Annotated in this window: 21 protein-coding genes and 4 pseudogenes; 11 read left to right on the top strand and 14 right to left on the bottom strand. The window is 58.4% G+C overall.

The annotated features are described in order from the left end of the window. Positions 1-117 precede the first annotated feature (117 nt). From BUE39_RS19030 to BUE39_RS19015, 3 genes and pseudogenes are all read left to right on the top strand, one after another. On the top strand, positions 118-1,230 hold the full coding sequence (locus BUE39_RS19030; RefSeq protein WP_073430277.1) for a porin: 1,113 nt from the start codon (positions 118-120) through the stop codon (positions 1,228-1,230). Positions 1,231-1,509: 279 nt separating this feature from the next. Beyond that, positions 1,510-2,261 (top strand): annotated as a pseudogene (locus BUE39_RS33790) (NAD(P)(+) transhydrogenase (Re/Si-specific) subunit beta); the annotation flags it as partial. Positions 2,262-2,373: 112 nt separating this feature from the next. Continuing rightward, positions 2,374-3,408 (top strand): L-idonate 5-dehydrogenase, encoded by a 1,035-nt coding sequence (locus BUE39_RS19015; RefSeq protein WP_073430274.1) that lies wholly within the window; start codon positions 2,374-2,376, stop codon positions 3,406-3,408. A 124-nt stretch (positions 3,409-3,532) separates the two neighbouring features. Here BUE39_RS19015 and BUE39_RS19010 read toward each other — a convergent pair whose 3' ends face one another. Next, a complete protein-coding gene (locus BUE39_RS19010; RefSeq protein ID WP_073430273.1) occupies positions 3,533-4,201 on the bottom strand; it encodes an RraA family protein in 669 nt (222 codons plus the stop codon). Positions 4,202-4,449: 248 nt separating this feature from the next. On the opposite strand from BUE39_RS19010, the gene BUE39_RS35915 reads away from it, so the two are divergent. The 5 genes and pseudogenes from BUE39_RS35915 (at position 4,450) to BUE39_RS19000 (ending at position 8,560) form a co-directional block, all read left to right on the top strand. Beyond that, the gene (locus tag BUE39_RS35915) at positions 4,450-4,578 is read left to right on the top strand and encodes a hypothetical protein (RefSeq protein ID WP_268802000.1); all 129 of its coding nucleotides are present in this window, start codon (positions 4,450-4,452) and stop codon (positions 4,576-4,578) included. Next, positions 4,554-4,739: pseudogene (locus BUE39_RS19005) on the top strand (hypothetical protein); the annotation flags it as partial. The gene BUE39_RS35915 and the pseudogene BUE39_RS19005, both read left to right, overlap by 25 nt. Before the next feature lie 19 nt (positions 4,740-4,758). After that, complete coding sequence (locus BUE39_RS34305) at positions 4,759-5,022, top strand: hypothetical protein (protein WP_083085665.1); 264 nt, start codon at positions 4,759-4,761, stop codon at positions 5,020-5,022. A gap of 235 nt (positions 5,023-5,257) precedes the next feature. Then, positions 5,258-5,966, top strand: a pseudogene (locus BUE39_RS35540) (tyrosine-type recombinase/integrase); the annotation flags it as partial. A gap of 974 nt (positions 5,967-6,940) precedes the next feature. Then, positions 6,941-8,560 (top strand): tannase/feruloyl esterase family alpha/beta hydrolase, encoded by a 1,620-nt coding sequence (locus BUE39_RS19000; RefSeq protein ID WP_083085662.1) that lies wholly within the window; start codon positions 6,941-6,943, stop codon positions 8,558-8,560. 165 nt (positions 8,561-8,725) lie between these two features. Here the strand turns inward: BUE39_RS19000 and BUE39_RS18995 are convergent, their stop codons facing one another. Next, on the bottom strand, positions 8,726-9,481 hold the full coding sequence (locus tag BUE39_RS18995) for an SDR family oxidoreductase (protein ID WP_073430270.1): 756 nt from the start codon (positions 9,479-9,481) through the stop codon (positions 8,726-8,728). Positions 9,482-9,588: 107 nt separating this feature from the next. Here BUE39_RS18995 and BUE39_RS18990 point away from each other — a divergent pair, with 107 nt between their 5' ends. Then, a complete protein-coding gene (locus BUE39_RS18990; RefSeq protein ID WP_073430269.1) occupies positions 9,589-10,185 on the top strand; it encodes a TetR/AcrR family transcriptional regulator in 597 nt (198 codons plus the stop codon). Here the strand turns inward: BUE39_RS18990 and BUE39_RS18985 are convergent. Beyond that, positions 10,179-10,553, bottom strand: a complete 375-nt coding sequence (locus BUE39_RS18985) for a winged helix-turn-helix transcriptional regulator (RefSeq protein ID WP_073430268.1) — start codon at positions 10,551-10,553, stop codon at positions 10,179-10,181. The genes BUE39_RS18990 and BUE39_RS18985 overlap by 7 nt on opposite strands. 97 nt (positions 10,554-10,650) lie before the next feature. Between BUE39_RS18985 and BUE39_RS18980 the strand changes: the two genes are divergently transcribed. Next, entirely contained in the window at positions 10,651-11,412 is a 762-nt protein-coding gene (locus tag BUE39_RS18980) for an NADPH-dependent F420 reductase (protein ID WP_073430267.1), read from the top strand. 546 nt (positions 11,413-11,958) lie between these two features. On the opposite strand, the gene BUE39_RS18975 is transcribed toward BUE39_RS18980, so the two are convergent. The 3 genes from BUE39_RS18975 to yiaK form a co-directional block, all read right to left on the bottom strand. Continuing rightward, positions 11,959-12,303: a BON domain-containing protein gene (locus BUE39_RS18975; protein WP_073430308.1), complete on the bottom strand. Its 345-nt coding sequence runs from the start codon at positions 12,301-12,303 to the stop codon at positions 11,959-11,961. A gap of 462 nt (positions 12,304-12,765) precedes the next feature. Beyond that, a complete protein-coding gene (locus BUE39_RS18970; RefSeq protein WP_084561439.1) occupies positions 12,766-14,055 on the bottom strand; it encodes an MFS transporter in 1,290 nt (429 codons plus the stop codon). 147 nt (positions 14,056-14,202) lie between these two features. Next, a complete protein-coding gene (gene yiaK, locus BUE39_RS18965; RefSeq protein ID WP_073430265.1) occupies positions 14,203-15,243 on the bottom strand; it encodes a 3-dehydro-L-gulonate 2-dehydrogenase in 1,041 nt (346 codons plus the stop codon). Between the two features lie 467 nt (positions 15,244-15,710). Between yiaK and BUE39_RS34295 the strand changes: the two are divergent. Next, positions 15,711-15,857, top strand: a pseudogene (locus tag BUE39_RS34295) (NAD(P)(+) transhydrogenase (Re/Si-specific) subunit beta); the annotation flags it as partial. A gap of 137 nt (positions 15,858-15,994) precedes the next feature. Here BUE39_RS34295 and BUE39_RS18955 read toward each other — a convergent pair. The 8 genes from BUE39_RS18955 to BUE39_RS18920 all read right to left on the bottom strand — a co-directional run bounded on the left by BUE39_RS18955 (position 15,995) and on the right by BUE39_RS18920 (position 21,960). After that, a complete protein-coding gene (locus BUE39_RS18955) occupies positions 15,995-16,903 on the bottom strand; it encodes a LysR family transcriptional regulator (RefSeq protein ID WP_073430264.1) in 909 nt (302 codons plus the stop codon). 99 nt (positions 16,904-17,002) lie between these two features. Continuing rightward, positions 17,003-17,995: an inositol 2-dehydrogenase gene (gene iolG / locus BUE39_RS18950; RefSeq protein WP_073430263.1), complete on the bottom strand. Its 993-nt coding sequence runs from the start codon at positions 17,993-17,995 to the stop codon at positions 17,003-17,005. 65 nt (positions 17,996-18,060) lie between these two features. After that, positions 18,061-18,357, bottom strand: a complete 297-nt coding sequence (locus BUE39_RS18945) for a hypothetical protein (RefSeq protein ID WP_073430262.1) — start codon at positions 18,355-18,357, stop codon at positions 18,061-18,063. Positions 18,358-18,410: 53 nt separating this feature from the next. Continuing rightward, positions 18,411-19,214: an SDR family NAD(P)-dependent oxidoreductase gene (locus tag BUE39_RS18940; RefSeq protein ID WP_073430261.1), complete on the bottom strand. Its 804-nt coding sequence runs from the start codon at positions 19,212-19,214 to the stop codon at positions 18,411-18,413. A 142-nt stretch (positions 19,215-19,356) separates the two neighbouring features. Then, positions 19,357-19,641, bottom strand: coding sequence for a YciI family protein (locus tag BUE39_RS18935; protein WP_073430260.1), 285 nt, complete (start codon positions 19,639-19,641; stop codon positions 19,357-19,359). A gap of 27 nt (positions 19,642-19,668) precedes the next feature. Continuing rightward, entirely contained in the window at positions 19,669-20,745 is a 1,077-nt protein-coding gene (locus tag BUE39_RS18930; RefSeq protein WP_073430259.1) for a maleylacetate reductase, read from the bottom strand. Beyond that, a complete protein-coding gene (locus BUE39_RS18925) occupies positions 20,732-21,082 on the bottom strand; it encodes a Dabb family protein (protein ID WP_073430258.1) in 351 nt (116 codons plus the stop codon). The genes BUE39_RS18930 and BUE39_RS18925 overlap by 14 nt, the downstream gene beginning before the upstream one ends. Beyond that, on the bottom strand, positions 21,079-21,960 hold the full coding sequence (locus tag BUE39_RS18920) for an intradiol ring-cleavage dioxygenase (protein ID WP_073430257.1): 882 nt from the start codon (positions 21,958-21,960) through the stop codon (positions 21,079-21,081). The genes BUE39_RS18925 and BUE39_RS18920 overlap by 4 nt, the downstream gene beginning before the upstream one ends. Positions 21,961-22,019 lie beyond the last annotated feature (59 nt).

The following is a 22,019-nucleotide window of genomic DNA, read 5'->3' as shown; positions in this document are numbered from 1 at the left end:
GGCGATGAAGCGAATATGTCGCGTCGTCGCTTTATAAAAAAGACATGCCGCGCTGAGAGGACGTGGCAGTCGGTTTGGAGTTTTCCATTTTTCGTCAATCTGCAAGGGGATCTACTCGTGAAAAAGCATGCATTAGGCACACTAACTGGACTTGGACTGGCAATTTCTGGGATCGCACACGCGCAGTCGAGCGTCACCCTGTACGGCATCATCGACGAAGCGGTGCGCTACGACACCCATCAGAACAAATCCGGCGGGAAGCTTTTCACGATGGGTAGCGGCGGCGAGATTCAGGGTAGCCGCTGGGGTCTGCAGGGAACCGAGGATCTCGGTGGCGGGTTGGCCGCCATCTTCCAGCTCGAAGGCGGCTTTACACCGAATACCGGCGTGACACAGCAATCTACGCCGTCCGGCACCGCCCGCCTGTTCGGCCGCACCGCGATGGTGGGGCTACGCAGTACCGACTACGGCACGTTGACGATGGGCCGGCAATACACGCTGGTGCATGAAATGGGCTGGACGCACGATATCTATGCGTTCGCCAATTACACCGGCACGGTCGGCTTTCAGGGCGCCGGTCTGACTGGCGGCGGCCGTCTGGACAATTCCGTGCGATATACCTCGCCGGCGCTTGCCGGTTTCACCCTCAAGGGCTCGTATACCTTTGGCGGGGCAGCGGGGAATACTCACCAGAACTCGTCGCCGGCCGTCAGCCTTTCTTACGACCACGGCCCCTTGAGCGTTGGCGCGGCCTATCAGATCGTCAACGACATCGGCGGCCTGACGCCTGCGACCAGCACCTATGGCAGCACGTACTTCGGCGTGACGATCCCGGACAGCTCGCAAAAGATCTTCACCGCGGGCGCAACGTATAAGTTCGGCGCGGCGAAGGTGTTCGGCTCGTATATCTACAGCCACGTCTACCCGGCCGACTATCGCAACGACTCCTTCTCCACGGCGGTCCAGTACTTCATCACGCCGTCACTCGTGCTCGACCTGCCGTTCTACATCGACTTCGTCCATCACGCCGGCCGGAGCGGCACGCGTATCACGACCGGTCCGACGTTCGACTATTTCCTCAGCAAGCGCACCGACGTCTATGTCGGCGTGGACTACAACCACCTCACCGGCGCATGGACGACCCTCGCCGCCGCCTCCGGCTCGAACCAGCCGTTCTATGGCTTCAACTCGCTGTTCGAAGCCACGATCGGTCTGCGTCACAAGTTCTAATTTGCGGTATTGACGGTCTGTTGGGCGTCGCCCGACGCCCAACAGAACGCGCCGAAAGCCAAACAGCATCGAAACGCCCAATCCTGTCCCGATCGTCCATGCACGGTCCCGGCATCAAAAGGCGGGCCTCGATCCGCCAATTCCGTCTATCGATTCCTGGAGGAACACTCATGAGAATCGGCATCCCTGCCGAAAGCCGCGCCGGCGAGACGCGTGTCGCCGGCACACCGGAAAACAGTCAAAAAACTCACCGCGCAGGAGCATACCGTTCAGGTGCAAAGCACTGCAGGCGAGCGTGCCCATTTCCCCGATAGCGGCTACGCACAGGCCGGCGGGACATTGGTCGAATTAGCCGAAGTCCGCGTCGAGATGACCAAGATGCCCGACCTCATTGCAGCCATGCACTCGTTGACCGGTCTTGCCGCCAGTTGTATTGCCTATGCGGTAGTCTCCGAGCCGTCCGCTTTCGGACTGGCGACAACCGGCAGCGAACTGCCTTATGGCAATCGCGTCGAGTTGTTCATCGGCACCTTCATCGGCGCGATTACGTTCTCTGGATCCGTGATCGCGTTCGGCAAGCTGTCCGGCAAGTATAAGTTCCACCTGTTTCAGGGCGCACCCGTCGTCTATCCCGCGCGTGGTGATCGTTCCTGGCTACGGCCTCGCGGTCGCGCGCACAGCATGCGCCGAAGGAATTGACCGATAAGCTTACAAACAAGGGCATCGAGGTGCGTTATGCGATTCATCCAGTGGCCGGCCGGATGCCGGGACATATGAACGTGCTGCTCGCCGAAGCGGAAGTGCCGTACGACCAGGTTTACGAAATGGACGACATCAACGCGGAATTCGGCCAGATGGCCGGCATGCCGATTCTGGAAGCCTATAAGGCGCGCACCGTGATCGTCAACGAACGGTCGATGGCGTCCGGTTACGCCGGTCTCGACAATGATCTGTTCTATATTGACAAAACGATGATGGTGTTCTCGGATGCCAAGAAGGTCATCGAGAATATGACCAAGGCGCTCGAATGAGCATCCATAAGCGTCGACTATCGGCCCAGACAACTTTGATCTTTGTCGGCTAGGCCCTGAGACGCTACCGTATAGCGTGCTGATCCCGCATTCACCGTTATAGGCCCTCACCATGCATGCACTTGTCATTCACGCCCCACTCGATCTGCGCATCGAGGACGTTCCCACGCCTGAACCGAAAGCCAACCAGTTGCTCGTACGGGTTCGGGCCGGCGGTATCTGCGGTTCGGATCTTCACTACTTCAACCATGGCGGTTTCGGCACGATTCGCATCAAGGAGCCCATGGTGCTGGGCCATGAAGTCTCGGGCGCCGTTGCGCGCGTTGGATCCGACGTGACGGATATGCCGGTCGGCACACGGATTTCCATCAGCCCGAGCCGGCCGTGTGGCCTGTGTCAATACTGTCAGCAAGGGCTGCAGAACCACTGCCTGGATATGCGCTACTACGGCAGCGCAATGCGTACGCCGCACGTGCAGGGCGCATTCCGGCAGGAGATCGTAATCGACCGTTCACAGGCGCATGTCGTGGCGGACTCGTTGAGCGATGCCGAAGCTGCAATGGCCGAGCCGCTCTCGGTCGCGCTTCACGCCGTTCGGCGCGCGGGTCCGCTGCTCGGCAAGCGGGTGCTCGTCACAGGATGTGGGCCGATCGGCGCGTTGATCGTGGCGGCCGCGCGCAGAGCCGGTGCGGCGATGATCGTGGCAACTGATGTGAATGCGCTGCCGCTCGACAGCGCGAAAAAGGTGGGCGCCGACCTCGCGTTTAACATCGCGGAGACGCCGGACGCGCTTCAGCAATTCGCCATCGACAAGGGCAGCTTCGACGTTCTGTGCGAAGCGAGCGGCAACGCAGCAGCATTGCGCGGTGCGTTCGACGTGCTCAAACCGCGCGGCGTGATCGTCCAGGTCGGCCTGGGTGGCGACATCTCGTTGCCGATCAACGTGATTGTTGCCAAGGAATTCGATCTGCGCGGCGCATTCCGCTTCCACGAAGAATTCGCCATTGCCGTCGAACTGCTGAACAAGGGATTGATCGACGTGAAGCCCTTGATCTCGGGCATTTTCCCGTATCAGGATTCGGTCAAGGCGTTCCAGACAGCGGCCGATCGCTCAAAATCGATGAAGGTGCTGGTGAGCTTCGATTGATCGCACACGTGTAGCGACGATGGCGCGGCAAGCCGCGTTCGTCGCCATACATAAAAGAAAGCGCCCATAAAAAAGCCGACGTTGCGATGCAGACGTCGGCTCTTTCCTTTTCCCCACGCGGGGCTCAGTTATTACATCGCGCTTCAAGCGCATCGATAAACGCGCGGTTCCAGCGGCCTTCCTTCATCGCCCGCATCGTCTCAGCCTCGGCTTCCAGAACGGCCAGCGCTTTTTCGATGACAAGCTCGGCGGCGTCCTGTGGAATGGCCAGCAAGCCATCCTGATCGCCGACGACGATATCGCCCGGATTGACCACCATTCCGCCGACCGATACCGGCACATTGATTTCACCCGGACCGTCTTTATACGGCCCCCGGTGTGTGACCGCACGGGCGTAAACCGGGAAATCCCGGTCGCGGATTTCCGCGACATCACGGATCGCGCCATCGATGACCAAACCGACAACGCCGATGTTTGCTGCGTAGAACGACAGGATGCCGCCAACCACGGCGTTGTTGAGATCGCCGCCCGCGTCCACGACCAGGACATCACCTGCACGGCAAAACTCCAGCGCGCGCAGGTAAGTGAGGTTATCCCCGCCACGCGAGCGCACCGTGACCGCGGTGCCGGCCATCGTCTTCTTGCCAGGCCGTTGGTACGGGTGCAGGCCCACGCTGCCGACGTTGCGATGCATGTTGTCGCTGAGCGCAGACACGGGGATGTCTCGCAATGCGCTAAGGATCGCTTCGGCAGCCTGAGCCGCCGACGGGTTCTTCCTGATGGCTTTGTACATGGTCGATCTTCGCTTCCGGATGTAAGGGGAGCGGCTCATGCAGATCAGGAACGAGTAGGCACGACACCGCTGCAACACGGCTATAACGGTATATCGTTCCTGCAAATCGCGCCAAGACGGGTTCGTTCTTGCGCAATAGGAAACGCTTATGAAACGCTATTGTCGGAGGAGGTGGCGCCGAGATATGTCTCTGACGGAAGAACAGCCGCGGGGCTTCGGTCCGAAAAGGCGTTTCCAGCGAACGGGCCATGCTCTTCGATAAGGAATTGCAATCGCAGGAGAATATAGGCTCCGTCGGCGACATCATGTATGCATCGATCATGATCTGGACGCGGCGCGACAATGTGTTCCAGCTGGCAAGCGAGTCGGCGTGGTGAGCGCAAGCGCATCGGCGTTCGACAATGCCGCGACCGCGCTCGAAGCCGGCGCGGCGCAAGTCGATCTGTTCGTGCGCCGCGATGCTTTGCCTCGCGTCAACAAGCTGACAGGTATAGCCGGTTCGTCCTTTCTGCCCATCTCGCCCGGCGCCATGCCGGGCAGACCTCACCGGTGACGACGTGACAGCGTCCGGACTGTTGTCGCCCGTCAACTGGCATCCGAGGAAGCCGAAGGGCGTCAGCGGCATCGGACCAGGTTTTGGCGAAGGAATCAAGCTGCCGGTGCTGGCGAAGTTGATGTTCGCTGAGCGGTTTCTATCTAGTCTGTTCGATCAGATTGCTACTGTTGCGGTGACAGATTCGAAGGAGCACTGCGCGGATCTGGCGATGTTGGAAAAGGTCGACACGCCCGAGAGCTCCAAATCACCCGCAAAGACCAAATAGGCGGATGCGACTGAGGCCAATAGTGGCGTGGTGCAGGCCAAATCAGAAAGCGCGTTACTCGCGGAATGGAAGTCGTCAGACGCCATCCTTGCTTGGGCTCGGGTGCTGCCTCCCGTGGCGGACATCGATCTACGGCCGTAGGCATAAGACTGTGTACATGACTAACAACAAGCAAGAAGTGATGGAAGTATTGAGGGGGCCGCAGCGTCAGCGGCGCTGGTCGATGGACGAGAAACTGGCATGGTGCGGGAGAGCTTCGAGGCAGGAAAAGCCGCGTATCACACGCTATCTGTCGCCCGAGCGGTGGCTTGAGGTCAAAACCTGGATTCAGGCGGTGCCGAAAGAAACGGACCGCGAGCGCGAGCATTACTCGCGCACGTGTTGGCTATTCGCCCTGCTCTATCTGGGTGGCTTACGGATCACTGAAGTGGGTGAAAACACGATGGGCCGATTCTTCCGCCGCCGAGTCGTAAACCGCGAAGATCTCTGGTTGGCTGGAGGTGCTGGGCAAAGGCGGCAAGGGAGCCGCTGGTGCCAGCCACCTTGGAGATGATGGCGGACCTCTCGACATACCGTCGCGAACGGAGACTACCGGCACTTCCATCTCAGGACGAAGACACGCCCCTGTTACTGCCGATCGGGCAGTCGCTCAAACCGTTGACGCGCGCCGCACTGCACCGCATCGTCAAGCAGGTTTTCGGCGGCACAGCCGACGCACTGCGTGCCCGTGGCGAAACGCATGCGCCACGAGCCGATCAACTGGAGCAGGCGTCAGCGCATTAGCTGAGGCCAGCGTAGGGTCGCATATCGCGGGCCAACAGATCGACTTGCGGCTCGTGCGTGACAATCTCGGCCATGCGTCGCTCACGACCACCGGTCAGTATCTTCACGTGGACGGCGATTGTCGTCATCGTGAAACCGATGAAAAGCACCGCATTAACTAGTAGGCCAGACGGCTGAAGTTCGGCATTTGCCGACGTTCGTTGTTACCTGGATTGCGGATGAATGTCCGCTTGCGGCCTGTTCCGCGTCAGGCAACAACCGGCCAATTCCGGACGGTCGACGTTCGTGCTGAATCGGCGACAATCCGCTGTCCCGGTGCGGGCAGCGACATAGAGCATGAAACTGTTGCGTGTCGACAATAACATCGTCAACTAGCAGTCCCGCCGGGATCCAACGTCACCGCTGCTTGTGAGGCAAGGGTTATAAGGACGTGAACAATTGTGTCAGTTCGGGGGACGTTGCGCGCCACCCGCCCGAGCGTCAGCGTCGGACGAGTGAACGGTGCCGCCCGTCGAGCACAGGTCGGCCATGACGCGTCCCGCCCCTCAACCAGCGCTTCGCAAAGTTTTACCCGCGCTCGTTGGTCGAATTACCGAATGCCAATGGTTCGTGTTCCCTTTTCAGGGGAAAGGTCGCCCTGAGGCCAGCGACCTGGTCTGCTACCCACCTCGACAATCAGAGCCCGCTACTTTTTCCTGATCGTGCGGCTGGCCCAATCCAATCTTGAGTGCCGGTCACCGCCTACTTAACCATCCCTTCCTAACGCTCCAACTCCGACGGCATCCCGTCGACCCATCTTCCTCAATCGACGGAGTTAACCCTGAGTTAGTCAATAGCGAACTCATTTGCTATTGACAATTTCTCGCAGCGCAGCGACCATGGACTTCCCAACGCGAATTGCGTGGAGGCTCGCCGGTCCAGCACCGTCGTCTGGCCGCCTTTCTCGAAAGGTCGCACCACCCCCTTCTATTGTTCATCGGTGTTGGCGTGAGTCGTCGAACTGCGGATCTGAATAATGTTCACCTAAAGAAGGAATAAACAGCTGGTTTATAGATAGGACGCCTAACTAGGTGGCTATGGTAATAGCGAACGACAGCGCAGCCATGCTTCGAATCACAACTAGACGGAGACAGATATGCGACCGCAAACGATAGGTAACCAGCTGAAGGGCATTGCCCTTGCGATCGGAACCACCATCGTTCTATTTCACTTGAGCGGCTGCGGCGGTAGCGGCAGCTCCATACAAGCGACAACGCCGCCACCTGCTGGATCGGGCGGAGCCACCGTTGCCGAATTGACCACTAAGTGCGAGTCTCTGAGAGGACAAATGATTGCCGGCGTAACGGTGACTGCAACCAGTCGGGTGGGGCCGATCTCAGGCGTTAGCACTGCAGGGATTTGCAAGGTTTCTGGTACGAGAGCGCCATTCCTCGACATTGAGGTTGACGTGCCCGACAACTGGTCGGGGAGGTATTTTCAGAATGGCGGTGGCGGTTTCGACGGAACGATCTACACCGCGTACACGTTTGACACGTCCAATACCATTACCGCGATTAATCCAACCATCACAAAGTACGGTGCCGTCTACGCTGCTTCGAATGGTGGAAATCGGGCTGCAGTGGCGGCCGAGGCCGCACCGGCCGTTTGGCTGACTGGAACAACACAGGCTCAGGCCTCGATCACCGACTACGCATATCTGTCGATCGGGACAACAACATCGTTCGCGAAAGCCGTGATTAACGCGTTCTACGGAAAAGCGCCAACGAAGTCGTACTTTAACGGGTGCTCAAACGGTGGCCGCGAAGGCTATATTGCGGCGCAACGGTGGCCGGATCAATTTGACGGTATCGTGGCGGGATGCGAAACCGAAGACATGGCCGGACAAACAGCGAAATGGCTTCAGATCGGTGGGACGGCTGGTACCGCTGCGGCGCTGACAAACGCCCAATACACAGCTTCCTATCAGGCTGCGGTAGCAGCATGCGACTCTTCAGACGGGCTTGCCGACGGCTATCTGACGAATGCAGCAGCTTGCCACTTCAGTCCGGCGCTACTGCAATGTGGGTTGTCTACTGCCAACCCGAATCCCGCCCTCTGCCTGTCTTCGACACAGGTGACCACGTTGCAGAAGTATTCGTCGCCAATGGCGCTCTCCGACGGTACCGTCATCTATAGCGGATTCAACTGGTCAGACTACTCAGCGTTTGGAGGGGCCTTCGGGTCGCTTGGTGGTGTCTATGCGTTCCTGGCGACAGGCGATCAGTCGTGGCTCACACCCGCGAGGCAGGCAACCTTTAACCCCGACACCGATTACGGCATTATCGGCCTGGGCCTGAAGCAAATCGGCATCGACAACGACGTGCAATCGATCGCACAGTTCGTTGCTTCCGGGAAGAAGCTGATCTCATGGCACGACATTGGCGATAACCTGCTGTCGCCAAACGAGCACGCGAGAAATGACGCGAGGACGACTGCAATCGCTCGAACGATGGGATTGTCCGATCCGACGACTAATACCAGGCTTTTCCTGGTACCTTCGAACACGCATGGCGCAGGGCAAGACGTCACGCAGATCGATTGGCCGGGTGCAATTATCAAGTGGGTAGAACAGGGCGAGGCGCCCACGCAACTGACTTACACTTTCCGAACGAGCGCAACTGCTTCACGCAGTCTGCCTGTCTGCCTTTATCCCAAGGCACCGCATTACAATGGCAGCGGCGATATAACTTCCACGACTAACTACACTTGCACATGACTTAACGCTTCAATAAGGATAACTAGCAAGAACAGTTGCGCAAACATGGAAGGCCCGCGATCAGGGGCCTTCTTCTCGTCTTTGTCGGCGCATTGGGTAGTCGACGCGAAGAGCATCATGTGAGAGAAACGCCGACAATGCATTCGATCGACATTGACGACGCTCTCAATCCGAGGCCTTCCATGCGGAAAGCATCTCAAGGGAGTTGTCGTAGTTGCCGGTAGCCTGGGCAGTGCGGAAAAATTTGGCGCGTTCTACGATGATTTCCTTCGGCGTGGGCTCTGCATGCAAAAGGGCGAGCGTCTCGTCAAGGAAGTCTTCCAGGGGCATGGCCTGTTCGTCACTTTCCTGACCGAACAACGTGGTGCGCACGCCAGGAGGCGCCAACTCGATCACGCGCACGGGAGTGCTGGCGAGTTGGACGCGCAAGCCTTCGGTAAACGCATGAACGGCCGCCTTGGTGGCGCTGTAGGTCATGGCGATAGGGAACGGAACAAACGCCAATGACGAACTGACATTAATGATGACGCCATCGTTTTTCCGGACAAGTTGCGGCAAGAACGCATAGGTCATGCGAATGGTGCCCAGAAGATTGATCGCGATCGACTCTTCCGCACGCCTCAGCGAGTCCGGCTCCAGAACATTTTCGCTCAACATGATGCCGGCATTGTTGATGACGACATTCAAGTCGGGGTAACGCGCGGCTGCCAGTTCGCTCGCCTGGACGATGGACTTGGCGTCGGCCACGTCGAGTTCGATGGCCTCGATACCCGGGTGATCGGTGGTGATCTGCTCAAGCAGCGCCTTGCGTCGGCCTGCGACGATAACCTTGTTGCCCGCCTCATGAAAACGCACCGCCAGACCGAGCCCTATGCCCGAAGTCGATCCTGTGATGAGGATTGTATTGCCCGAAGCCTTCATGTGTTTCTCCAGAGTGATAAATCGATACAATGTCAAACGGACAGGTGTCCGCTAAGGCGTAGGGTACCGGACAATTGTCCGTTTGGCAAAATACTTCGGGGGGACAAATGGCACAGCCACAAAAGACGGATCGCCCTGCACGCGCTGACGCGCTACAAAATCGCGAGCGCATCCTGGCGGTTGCACTGGCGGAATTGACCGTTTCCGCACATGTGCCACTGAGCACGATCGCCAGGAAGGCGGGCGTCGGGCAAGGGACTTTTTATCGTCATTTCCCGACGCGGGAGACATTGGTGATGGAGGTTTATCGCTACGAGATGTGGCAGGTCGCAAACTTCGCAGAGCACCTGCTCCAGACGCGCCCGCCTGACCAGGCATTGCGGGAGTGGATGAAGCGCCTTGCCGAATATGCGATGACCAAGGCTGGCCTGGCCAACGCAATGCGAGAGGTGTCGTTCATGCGGGACTGTTCGGGAAAGGCGGGCTATGCCCCTGTAGTCGCTGCCGCCCAATTGCTGCTAGATGCAAATGAGAAAGCTGGAACCATCCGGGCTGGCGTCACCACTGACGACTTCTTCCTGGCAAGTGCTGGCATCTGGCAGATCGATTTCAATGACGAGTGGCAGCCGCGACTTGCCTGGCTCATAGACTTCGTGATGGCGGGACTACGCGCGGGCGCGCCGACACGGCCTGTTTCTCAGTAGCCGTTACCTGCGGAACGTTTGCGCCTCATCTCGGCCCACTCGATTAACGCTTGCATCGACGGCCCGAGCGCATATCCCATATCGCAAAGTTCATACTCTACCTTCGGCGGCACTTGTGGATACACCGTTCGCCGCAGGATGCCGTCTTTCTCCAGCTGCTTGAGCTGCTGAATCAGCATTTTCTGGTTGATGCCGTCAATCAGCTTCTCCAGATCGGAGAATCGCAGCGGGCCTTTTGCGGCAAACAGCTGGCAAATGATGACGATCTTCCACTTGCCCTCCAGAACCCGGAGGGCCTCTGTCGTCGCCTCGGCCCATTCAAGCCGCTTTTTGGGATCTTCGCAGTTCCATTCACGCTCTTGAGACACAAACACCTCGGTATGCTACTTACTTTTTAGTCGGTACTTACCATTACCACATAAGCCAGCTAAAGTGGGTGCTGGATGCGACATTGAGGATACAGCTATGAAAATCGGGATCGTCGGAACAGGAAACATTGGCGCTTCCCTGGCCCGGAAGTTAAGCGCGGCAGGCCATGAAGTCCGCGTCGCGAACTCTCGTGGCGTGGATGGTGTTCGAGAGTTCGCCGACGAGATCGGCGCGCAAGCCGTGGATGTTCGCGGCGCGGTCGATGGCGCGGAAGTCATCATCGTTTCGATTCCGCTGCCCGCCATACAGGCGCTTCCTGCAGATTTGTTTGGTTCTGTAGCGGCTGACGCGATCGTCGTCGACACTGGCAACTACTATCCGGACATGCGCGACCCGCACATTCCAGAAATCGACGAAGGAATGCCCGAAAGCGTCTGGGTATCCAGACAGATCGGGCGCCCTGTCATCAAGGCATTCAACAACGTGCTGGCCTACACGCTCGCAGAGTTGGGCCAGCCGGAGGAGACGCCTGGCCGCCTCGCCGTCGCTGTGGCGGGGGATGACCTGCGCTCCAAGGTAATCGTGATGGAGCTTGTGAATCAGATGGGCTTCGATCCGGTCGATGCCGGCTTGCTCGCGGAATCCTGGCGCCAGCAGCCATCAACCCCCACGTATTGCTGCGACTACGATGCGGATGCCACGCGCAAGGCGCTGGCTGCGGCGGCTCCTGGGATTGCGCCCAGGATACGCGACCGGTTGCCGGAGGTTTTCGCCAGCCTCGGCCCCAGTCCCACCCACGCCGATATTGTCGCTGCAAACCGTGCAACCAACATCGTTGTAGGCAAACAGGCGTCCTGAGCGGGCTAGTTGTCATAGAGCACAATATTGGCGAAGGGCCGCGGAAACACGGCGAGCAAAAAGATCGCCGGCGTGCATGTCGCGAATGGCCACGTTTGCAGCCCGTAGACGGCTTATGTGTTCGCTGCTGAACGCCCACGCATCCCTGAAATCGAGCATGGCGCGATCAAGACGATCGATAGGTGCAGCATTGTAGCCAGATGGATAAGTGCTTTGGTTTGCATGAATCGGCGTCACGCGACGAACGACGGGATCTCATCGTAACGATAACGCAAGGTACTTGGGCGCCCGAGCGGAATGGCCGCTTTCGGGAATATCGAGGGACCGTTACGGGTCGTTCACGGTCGGCCCGGAAACCGGTGACCGTCATGGAGCGCAGGGGAATGGTCATCAAAACGCAGATGCACTATGCCATTGGCGGAACCGCCCTCGCGCAGCACACGCATTGCTGTCTCGCGCCAGGATCCTGTCGCTTGTGAGACAGCCCTCGTTTTGGCGCCCTCTCCTGCGTTACTTGGTTCGTCATCTGTTTTCGGCGAAGGCGCGTCATTGCGGCCTGAGGTGCAGATCGTTGCTCACGGATCGCACCCCCGGCACGCCGCGCGTCACGGCAAGCGCTTTCTGGATCTGTACCTCCGAATCCACGTATCCCGACAACTGCACAACGCCCCGATACGTCGCGACGCTCATCGGCAACGCTCTCAACCCCGGTTCCGCGACGAGCGCCCGGTGCACCCTGATGGCAAGCGCAGCGTCGTCAGTGGCGATCTCCCGCGGCGCGGTCGCGGACGGCGTCGCCGTCGACTTACAGCCGATGGTGAAAACGAACGCGGGCAACGCGAGCGCCGCGACGATCAGCAACCGGCTTTTGATGTATGGCGCGTTTCGCATGTCGGTCATGACATTAAATTGGTGCATCAGGCAGGGACCGCGCCATGAAGGGGATCTAAACGCACAACGCATAGCGGGCACTTTCCGTCGATATACAACGTCAACGAAGTGGTTTTCATGGCCTCTTCCCTCTGCGGATGATTCCGTTGTTTCTGCCAGAAAGGAAAGTAGATCGGTGCGAATCCGCCGTCAAACGTTATTTCTCTCTAAAGCGTCAACCGCGGTGCAATCCGCGTAGCGGAGCACATCGACGCATAAATTGGGAGCGTGGTATACGAGCGCGCCAACGACGTCACTTTTCTAGCGGCAAGTCCATTCGACGCACTTCTGCTCGGAAGAATTGGCCAGGGTGGACGATATCAGCCCACACCGGCCATCCGAGACCAAAGAGAATGAACGGCCGAACGTCGCATTGTTCAAGTAGGCGATAGAGACGGGCAGATACTCTCTATCGCCGCGTGGTCACGCTGTCTTAGCCGGACAAACCAGATAAAAGAGCATCCCACACAGCAATAGGAAGGCTGAAAGGATATACATACCCACCTGAATGCCAGAATAACCGATGATCAATGACCCCAATACGCCGGACAAACTACCACAGGAATTAATCAGCGCAAGCCCCGCTGCGGCCGCCGAACCAGACAGGACTCGACCGGGCAACGTCCAGTAGATCGGCATCAAGGAAAGAATCCCAGATGCGGCCATCGTCAGCATCGCAAGTGAGAACCAGAACTGATCATGAAAGAGGGTTGCCAGAAAAAGACCGATGGAAGCCAGTAAAACAGGAACCATTCCATGCAAGCGCATCCGACCAGACCTTTCAGCTTTCTTGGCGTTGAAAAACATGCAGAATGCAGCGGCGCCGAAAGGAATGGCGGTGTAGAGCCCAACGTGAAAGCTGTTGTCGATGCCGGAGTTCCTGAAAAGTGTCGGCATCCAGAAAGTCAAGCCGTAAAATCCGGTGTTGAATAAAACCATGACTACAATCAGCGCATAGACTTTGCCGGATTTAAACGCATCCGCAACGCGATGCGACTTGTGCGCGGCCTCGCGGGCAACGTTGGTCTCGATGATTCTCTTTTCACTGTCGGTGAGCCACTTGACGTCGCTCGGTTTATTCCTGAGCAGCAGTAGAATGACCACGCCGAGAACAACCGAAGGCAGACCTTCAAGGATAAACAGCCACTGCCATCCCTTGATTCCCACCACGCCGTTCATGGATTCAAGAATCGCCCCTGAGATCGGTGCACCAAGCACAACTGCGATCGGCAACGCCATCAGGAACAGTGAATACATCCCGCTTTGACGCTTCGAAGGCAGCCACGTATTCGTGTAATACATCACACCGGGAACAAATCCAGCCTCGCAGACGCCCAACAAGAAGCGAAGCGAATAAAAGACCGGTTCACTCCTGGAAAATATCATCAACATGGACACGATTCCCCACGTGATCATGATCCGTGCGATCCACGCTCGCGCGCCGACCTTTTGCAAAACGAGGTTGCTGGGGATTTCGAACAGCATGTACCCCCAGAAGAAAACGCTGGCGCCGACAGCAAAAGACGCATTGGTCAAACCAAAATCAGCCGCCATCTGAAGTTTGGCAAAACTTATATTTACTCTATCGAGGTACGACAGAATAAATCCGATAAAAAACAACGGTACAATCCGGAGGATGACCTTCTTATAAAGGGCATCCTCCTCTTCAATACTTATGCTCGAACTCATGTCGAGGGCGAGATCTGCTTTCATGGTTGTCATCCTCCGATGAAAACAACGGATATAGCGGCGCGGCAGTGGTCGAATTAATCAACTTGTATGGGCGTCAGGAGAAATGACCGCAGCGTACGACCAAAGAATCACCGCAGTATATTTGTGCGGGCCACGGGCCATCGGTATTCACGAGTCCGTGGACGTTCCTACCTTTGCCGCCGCCAGAGCCAACACCTCAGACCAAACGGTGTCATCCACGACGATTCCGTTTTCGCGTTGCTCGTTTCGCGTCCTGAGGGCGCTTTGTCCCGGGTAGAGCACCTCTCGGCTATCCTCAGCCAGTTCCGAGCTATTGACGTAGTCCGCAACGCTATCTGCGACCTGGTTCGTAAAAGCTTCGCCTCCAAGCTTTCGCGGATCGATCAGAATGAAAATCTGCGAGCAGCCTGTGCAGCTACCCTCTTGAATCTTGTCGATTTCATTTGTTGCCAAACCCTCGGAGAGGACCGCAGCAAGCACATCGAGGATGATCGCGAAACCGGAGCCCTTCCAATACCCCATCGGCAGGATTCGCATCGAAGCCTCGATCGGACCGGGTTTGACCGTGAGATTGCCATGGCTGTCGAAACCCGCCGGGAAAGGCATGTCTTTTCCCTTGAGTCGGGTGACTTGGAGCTTGCCGTAGGAGTACTGGGACATTGCCATGTCGAGGACAATATTTCCCTTTGCTCGCGGCACGGCCATCACGAAGGGGTTATTCCCAACCCGCGTATCCTTGCCTCCCCAGGCGGGCATGCAAGACTCGGTGTTCGTCCAGCTAATCGCGATGTAGCCGCGATCCGCCGCTCGCCAACCGTAGGCGCCACCCCGCATCCAATGTGTCGTGTTCCGCAGCGCGACGATTCCTACCCCCTGCTGCTCCGCAATCTCCATCGCACGGTCGGTGGCAAAAAGTGCGTTCAGAACCCCAGGCCCACGGTTGCCATCGTAGACCTCAATCGCGCTCAGACTTTTAACCAGCGAGGGCTTCCCTTCGAGATTGATCCACCCCTTGTTCACGTAGTCCACAAATCGAGCGACACGATTGACGCCATGAGAGTTGACTCCATCACAGGTCGACTCGGTATGGATGCGAGCACACGTCTGTGCGTCCTGCTCATTCATACCGGCGTTCAGAAACGCTGACGTGATCATCTTCTGCATCTCCGCCAAAGGAATGCGGCTCATATTGCTTGTCTCCAGTGTTGCTCGGTGCAACTTGCATTCGAACGTAGGTAGGCGCGCAACGACGCTAGACGTCCGCGAGAGCGGTCCAACGGGATGTCCGCACAAATGGCGCACCGCGTCCGCTCACCTGTTCTGATCTACCATACCAGAATGGTGAATCGCAGCAAGGGTTTTGTGTGGCCTGCGTACGGGATCGTTCGACGGCGTTCCTCTGTCAGTCACAGAAGTTGCAGCCGCCCTACCGCCCCGCACTCCGCATGGCGCTTAGGGTTGCCGACCGGCGTCAGATCGAAATACTGCGGCTGATCTCACGAAAAGTCCTCGCGCAGTTGTTCTCGAATTCGGGAAAGTCCTTACGTCGAGACAACGGCGGACAAGCTCAAAACCCCTTGCACAAACAGCTTTTACAGAGAGGAATCCCAGTTTCGATTATTGTCAGGCTTGTATGGTAAGGATGCGTATGATGGGCAGCGGGCTCATACATTGCAGCGAAAGTCGAGATGACGAAGATGCGCGAACTCGTCGCTGCTATGCACTGGCTGATCGGTCTCGCTGCGGTCGCCATTGCGTATGCGGTCGTCGCCGAGCCTTCGGCGTTCGGGCTCGCGCCTCCGCGCGTCACGCAGACGGCCCGCTTGGGCAGTGCGGCAAATGGGCGGCGAGAATGAAATAGCTGCTGCGCGCAGGAAAGACGGCAACCGGCTTCGCCAAGACGCTGCAAATCACTTGCGTATGCAGCGGGTAAGCACGCTCAGGCTAATCGGCCTTGCTCACCAAGCTCCACGAGCGTATCAACGACGTGCCGTACTTTTGGTCGCAAATGCGCCACCTTCGGCCAGACAGCATGCACGTCGATGAGTTCGTTTGAGATGTCATCGAGCACGGAGCGAAGCGCCCCTGTCTCCAGGTGCGGCCTCAACAATGACATCGGCATCTGGCAGAGCCCTAAGCCAGCAAGAGCCGCCTCGACGATGGAGTCGCCATCACTTATCTGATGAGTTCCGGGAGGTGAGAAGCGCTTCGCTTCACCGCCGATGCGTACTCGCCACGACAAAGGCTGTCCACGTCTATAGCCGACGATACACGAATGCCTATCGACGTCTTCAAGCTGGCCAGGTGTGCCTCGCTGCTCGAGATATTCGGGCGACGCCGCAATCACCATCCTTTGCCTGGTAAGGCGACGTGCGACGAGGCCGCTTGAGCTTTGAAGTTCTCCGAAGCGGACTACAAGGTCGACGCCTTCCTCAATTGGATCGATGAGATGGTCCGAAAACGTCATCGTGAGCTGCAGGTCGGGATGCTTCCGCGCGATGTCCAGCAAGATTGGAACAAGTATGCGGCGCCCAAACGCTGCTGGCATGTCGATGCGAAGCCGACCGACCGGACGATGGAGTTCCGGCCCGAGCGCGGTTTCTGCCGTGGAAATTTCGTCGAGGGCGGAGGCGCACGCGGCGAAGTAGGCTTCGCCATCGGCTGTGAGGGAAATGCTCCGGGTAGTGCGATGGAAGAGCTGAGCGCCCAGGCGCTCCTCCAGCTTCGCAATCGCCTTTCCAACAGCGGACTTTGTCAGACCGAGCTGCTCGGCGGCGTCAGTGAAACTGCGTGACCGTGCCGCCGTGACGAAGATAACGATCCCACTGAAACTGTCGACCTGTGCCACATCCAGCCCTATCGAAGAATTTCATTCTTCATATAGGGCAGTAAGCCGCCCATTGTCAACCCGGCATGACCCATGGACCGCGCAATGCGGCGGGATTGTTCAGATTCTCACCGCGCAGCCCGAATTTGCTGCCTGGATGGCAGCGTTCGCGATGCGCAGCGCGCGGATACCGTCCCTTGGCGTTGCCGGCATCGGACCGTTCTGTCCGAGAGCCATCAGGAAATGGTCGAGTTCGACCCTGTAAGAGTCCGCATGTCGCTCAAGGAAGAAGTTGAGGAGCGGCTCGCGGGCTTCCGTCCTTTCGCTCGTCCAACGGCGCAGGCTGGATGGGCGATGGTTTTCATTCAAAACCATTCCCTTTGAACCGAAGATTTCAAGACGTTGGTCGAAGCCGTACACAGCCTGACGCGAACCGTTTATATGACACTGCTTGCCCGACCCCGTACGAAGTAACACCATCACGCTGTCATAGTCCGGGAGCTCTTCGAGGCCGGGGTCGACCAGTCGATTGCCCATCGCCATCACCTCGACCGGATCCTCGCCAAGCAGCCAGCGAGCCGTGTCGAAATCGTGGATGGTCATGTCACGGAAAATGCCGCCGCTGTGCCGAAGATATTCGCGCGGTGCAAGCCCTGGATCGCGGCTGGTGATGATGACCTGGCGGACGTCACCGACTTCACCTTCATCGATAGCCTGCTTCAGGCGCATCGCGTCGGGGTCAAATCGACGATTGAATGCCAGCATCACGCGGCCATTGAGGCGCTCGATTTCCTCGACAGCCGCCAGAGCGCGGTCAATATCGAGGTCGATGGGCTTCTCGCAGAGCACGGGCTTACCCAGCCGGACCGCTTGCAATGTCAGGTCAATGTGGGTGTCGGTCGGTGTTCCGACAATAATGGCATCGACGTCTTCGCGGTCAACCACTGACTTGCAATCGAGCGACGCATCGCAGCCGAGGTCAGCGGCGAGCGCCTCGACGGCCTCTTTGTACGGGTCTGCAACGGCGACGAGCTTCACCCGGCGGTCTGCTGCGACATTAGCAGCGTGGATTTTTCCGATGCGGCCAGCGCCGAGAACGGCAATTCGTAGCATTTGAGTCTCCAGTCATTCGTCGACGCATCGAGGTGCGCCGACTGTTCAATGTTGCTTACAGAAGCCTAGGACGTCCGTCGTCGACCTGTACTCAGTCTTGTCTCCACCGGCGCCCGTGCCTCCAGCCAACCCTCGTTCGGGCCAGCCCCTGCACCGTCGGAGAGCTGTCGGCTAAGACGCAGGATGTCATCGAGGCCAAAGTCCTGGACGTCGGGAAGCCGGTCGCCGCGCGCTGCGGCCACAGCTATCGCAATGCGTAATCCATTCAAGCGCTCGCGCATCAACAATTCCAGTGCTTCGACGAGAAACGCTCGCTCCCTTGGCGACACGTTAGAAGCGAGGAAGCGGTCATAAGCCGACATGCGCTGGTCCTCTGGACAATGTCTCTGTGAAATCCGTTCGCGACCCGGCTCGCTCAAATGAGGCTGCGGATACTGCCACCATCGACACCCCACACCGCCGACGTGACGAACGACGCGAGGTCTGAAGCCATGAATACGATCACATTGGCTACTTCATCAGGCTGCCCCAGTCGGTTGAGCGGCAGGTGGCGCAATGACAGTTCGTGCTCGACAGCGTCCTTGGGCGCCATACCATGGAACTTTCCCATCGTGTCAGCGAAGCCGCCTTTTTTCGTCCAGAACGGCGTCCAGACCGGTCCCGGTGCAACGGCGTTCACGCGGATCTTTGGCGCCTCAGCCCGGGCAAGGCCTTTCGTTAAGGCAAGTACCGCGGCCTTCGATGCGGAATAGTCAATCGGGACAGGCTCAGGCTGCCGCGCCAGGTCCGACGCGTTGTTGATGATGACCGCCTTCTCACGGTTTCGGAGCACGGGCAGCAGGTAGCGACATGTCCGCACGTAACTCATGAAGTTGAGATTCATCGTGAAATCCCAGTCCTCGTCCGAGAGCTCGTCGAACGTGCGGACCTTACCGGCGCCGACGTTGTTCACCAGAACGTCGACCTGGCCGTTGTATGACTTCAGGGCTGCATCGACACCGCTTTTCACCCCTTCGGCCGTGGACAGGTCCGCCTGTGCAATCGCTACTTTCACGCCGAGCGCCCTGAGTTCCAACTCGGCTTCGTTCAACGCGTTAATGTCGATGTCGATGAGGCAAAGCCGCGCGCCTTCGCGTGCAAAACCCAGTGCGGTAGCCCGTCCGATGCCTTGCGCACCACCCGTGATGAGCACGATCTTCCCGTCCAGTCCTGTCCGCATGATGTCTCCACTCAGATGTTATGTTCGGCGCGAACTCCAGAAATTGAGAGCTTCGCCATCCGGTTTGCCCTCTTCGAGGACGAACGCTTCCCACTCCTGGCATACCGCGAGGAGCACCTTGACCCGAAATAAAGCAATCGTGTTAGCGGTTGTCTACCCGCTTGATGAATGGCCTGATATCGACCGACGCCCAGATTCCTGCCTTGTTGAACGGGTCCGTATCGACAAACTTCTGGATCTCTTCGATGCCATCGGCTTCGTAGAGAAAGAAACTTCCAATCATCGTTTGCCCGTCCGATTTCGTCAGCGGACCGGAAATCAGTGTCTTCACCGGCGCGGTCTGCAGGTACGCTTTGTGGGCGTCGTAGTTTTCAAGGCGACGCTCGACCATGTTCGAATGGTCGAGGCAATAGACGGTGAAATGCATTGTTGTCCCCCTGCTTCGGTGCTTGGGTCAGGCCGAGGCCGCACGGGGTGCGACGCCGTCAAAAGCATTCTGCAAAAGCTTGAGAAGCGCGTCGTGCTGAATCGGACGCGGATTCCAATAGGGGTTTGAACTGGCAATGTCCGCGGCCTTCGATACATCCTCAGGCGACATGCCGATGTCTTTGAGCGCCAGCGGTGCACCGCAGCGCTTCGCGAGTTCATAGACACCGATGGCGGCGTCCTCCGAACCCAGCGCACGTGCAATCCGTTCCATCGCTTCCGGTGCAGCATGTCGGTTGTAGGCGAGCGCGTGTGGAAGGACGATAGTGTGCGTCTGCGCGTGAGGAAGATTGAAGCTTCCGCCGAGCGTGTGACACAACTTGTGATGAAGGGCCATGCCAACGCTGCCTAACACCGTTCCGCAGAGCCAGGCGCCATATTGAGCGTCGGCACGAGCCTCAACGTCTTGCGGGTCGGCGACGATCGCGGGCAAGGCACGCGCGAAAGCGGCGATGCCTTCTTCCGCCATCAGACTGGTCACGGGGTTTGCATCGCGCGAATACAACGCTTCCGCCGCATGGGCGATCGCGTTGATTCCACTGGTGACCGATAGCGCGATCGGGAGTGACATGGTCAGGTCGGCATCGTAAATCACGATCTTCGGTAGAACCCGCGGGTCTGTACCGGTCTTCTTCAAGCCGGCGTCGGTGATGCCGTAGATGGGTGTCATCTCACTGCCGGCGTACGTTGTCGGCACGGCAATAATCGGAAGGCCCGACGCCAGCGCGATAGCCTTGCCCAGGCCAATCGTCGAGCCGCCACCAACAGCAATCGCACAGTCTGCGTTCAGTTCGCGAGCCAGCGCACGACCTTCCTTCGCCAACTCGAGCGGCACATGCATGACCGCCCGGTCGAATACTCCTGCGGCACGTGCACCGAGGCGGGTCGCCACGGCTTCGCCCATTTCCTTCTGTTCGGGGCTGCACAGAATGAGAGCGCGCTCCGACTTCAGCTCGAGCATTTCCCGCTCAAGGTGCTGCAGGCTACCGGGGCCAAACACGACTCGCCCAGCCCGCGCCTGATATACAAACTCACGCTTTTGCATGAAGAAACTCCGCTTTAGGCTCGGCGCTCACACCAGCGTCTGCCAGGTAATCAACCTGGAATCGCGCGGTGCGCAGATCCCCGAGCTCGTTGCGCACGCGCAGGTGTTCCGGATGCGACGCGTACGCCTCCAAGGCTTCCTGCGAGTCGAATTCGGTGACAAGAACCGCGTCGCATGCGTAGTCGACCCGGCTATGGTCGAGTCCGACTTCAAGGTGACTCATTCCCGGAATCCGGCCCCGCAATCCTTCGAAGCCCGTTTTCACGCGGTTGGAAGCGGCCAGACGCTCGGCCGGCGTGTCGCCCCGAACGCGCCACATGACGATATGCCGAATCATGCATGTACCTCCGACGGGTTGAGCACGAAGTCATATTCAAGCGAGTACCACGGGACAGAGATGTCTCGGCCATCGGGTGCGACGCCCGGTTCGTGTCGCTTCCACTCCGAGATGAGCGACGAGCGCACACCGAATACAACGTCCGAATCGAGGTACTGGTCGCCGTCCCGGAACACGTGAGTGATGAGTGTCTGGTAACCGGGCGCTTCAATCATGAAATGCAGATGCGCGGGACGCCATGGATGGCGGCCGACCGCCGAGAGCATGCGGCCCACAGGCCCATCATGGGGAATGGGATACGCCTCAGCCAGAATAGAGCGGAAGTTGAAGAATCCTTCGGCGTCCGTTCTCAATCGGCCTCGCGCGCTATGGACCACGTTGCCAGCTTCATCCTGGTTCTGCACGTCATAGAAGCCGTCCTCGTCCGATTGCCAAACATCGAGCTGCGCGTTTCCGACGGCTTCGCCGCCTGCACCACGCACCTGGCCGCTTACATAGCAAGGCGCGCCTTTGGCTCCGTTCGAGATGTCGTCGCCGTTACTGTAGAACGGAGCGCCCTCGACGTAGAAAGGCCCGAAAACCGTCGCTTCCGTGCAGTTCGCAGGTTTGCGATTGTTCTGGGACGTGACCAGCATCGAGAGCCCCAGCGTATCGGACAGAAGGATGAACTCCTGTCGCTTGTCGTCAGTGATATGACCGACTTCCGTCAGAAACTTGATTGCCTTGAACCACTCGTCCTCGGTAAGGTGGACATCGCGGGCAAAGGCGTGGAGATGCTGAACCAGGCTCGTCATCACCGTCCTCAGTCTCGGGTTCCCGCAGTTCGCGAATGAGGCAATGACGGCTTGTGTAATGGTGTCTTCGTTGATGTTGCGCATCGTGCGTGTCTCCGTTGTGCGCTCAGGCGTCTCAGAACGAAAGGTAAAGGGTCGCTTGG

The organism is Paraburkholderia terricola, from assembly GCF_900142195.1.
In the GTDB taxonomy this organism is placed as follows: domain Bacteria; phylum Pseudomonadota; class Gammaproteobacteria; order Burkholderiales; family Burkholderiaceae; genus Paraburkholderia; species Paraburkholderia terricola.
The sequence above is the reverse complement of the archived record's forward strand: the minus strand, read 5'-3'. Positions and strand labels throughout refer to the sequence as shown.

Bases quoted from the DNA above. Each gene is read 5' to 3' on its own strand.
- BUE39_RS19015 (WP_073430274.1), top strand. From the start codon at position 2,374: ATGCATGCACTTGTCATTCACGCCCCACTCGATCTGCGCATCGAGGAC.
- BUE39_RS19010 (WP_073430273.1), bottom strand. From the start codon at position 4,201: ATGTACAAAGCCATCAGGAAGAACCCGTCGGCGGCTCAGGCTGCCGAA.
- BUE39_RS35915 (WP_268802000.1), top strand. From the start codon at position 4,450: ATGCTCTTCGATAAGGAATTGCAATCGCAGGAGAATATAGGCTCCGTC.
- BUE39_RS19000 (WP_083085662.1), top strand. From the start codon at position 6,941: ATGCGACCGCAAACGATAGGTAACCAGCTGAAGGGCATTGCCCTTGCG.
- BUE39_RS18995 (WP_073430270.1), bottom strand. From the start codon at position 9,481: ATGAAGGCTTCGGGCAATACAATCCTCATCACAGGATCGACTTCGGGC.
- BUE39_RS18990 (WP_073430269.1), top strand. From the start codon at position 9,589: ATGGCACAGCCACAAAAGACGGATCGCCCTGCACGCGCTGACGCGCTA.
- BUE39_RS18980 (WP_073430267.1), top strand. From the start codon at position 10,651: ATGAAAATCGGGATCGTCGGAACAGGAAACATTGGCGCTTCCCTGGCC.
- BUE39_RS18975 (WP_073430308.1), bottom strand. From the start codon at position 12,303: ATGCGAAACGCGCCATACATCAAAAGCCGGTTGCTGATCGTCGCGGCG.
- BUE39_RS18970 (WP_084561439.1), bottom strand. From the start codon at position 14,055: ATGAAAGCAGATCTCGCCCTCGACATGAGTTCGAGCATAAGTATTGAA.
- yiaK (WP_073430265.1), bottom strand. From the start codon at position 15,243: ATGAGCCGCATTCCTTTGGCGGAGATGCAGAAGATGATCACGTCAGCG.
- iolG (WP_073430263.1), bottom strand. From the start codon at position 17,995: ATGCTACGAATTGCCGTTCTCGGCGCTGGCCGCATCGGAAAAATCCAC.
- BUE39_RS18945 (WP_073430262.1), bottom strand. From the start codon at position 18,357: ATGTCGGCTTATGACCGCTTCCTCGCTTCTAACGTGTCGCCAAGGGAG.
- BUE39_RS18940 (WP_073430261.1), bottom strand. From the start codon at position 19,214: ATGCGGACAGGACTGGACGGGAAGATCGTGCTCATCACGGGTGGTGCG.
- BUE39_RS18935 (WP_073430260.1), bottom strand. From the start codon at position 19,641: ATGCATTTCACCGTCTATTGCCTCGACCATTCGAACATGGTCGAGCGT.
- BUE39_RS18930 (WP_073430259.1), bottom strand. From the start codon at position 20,745: ATGCAAAAGCGTGAGTTTGTATATCAGGCGCGGGCTGGGCGAGTCGTG.
- BUE39_RS18925 (WP_073430258.1), bottom strand. From the start codon at position 21,082: ATGATTCGGCATATCGTCATGTGGCGCGTTCGGGGCGACACGCCGGCC.
- BUE39_RS18920 (WP_073430257.1), bottom strand. From the start codon at position 21,960: ATGCGCAACATCAACGAAGACACCATTACACAAGCCGTCATTGCCTCA.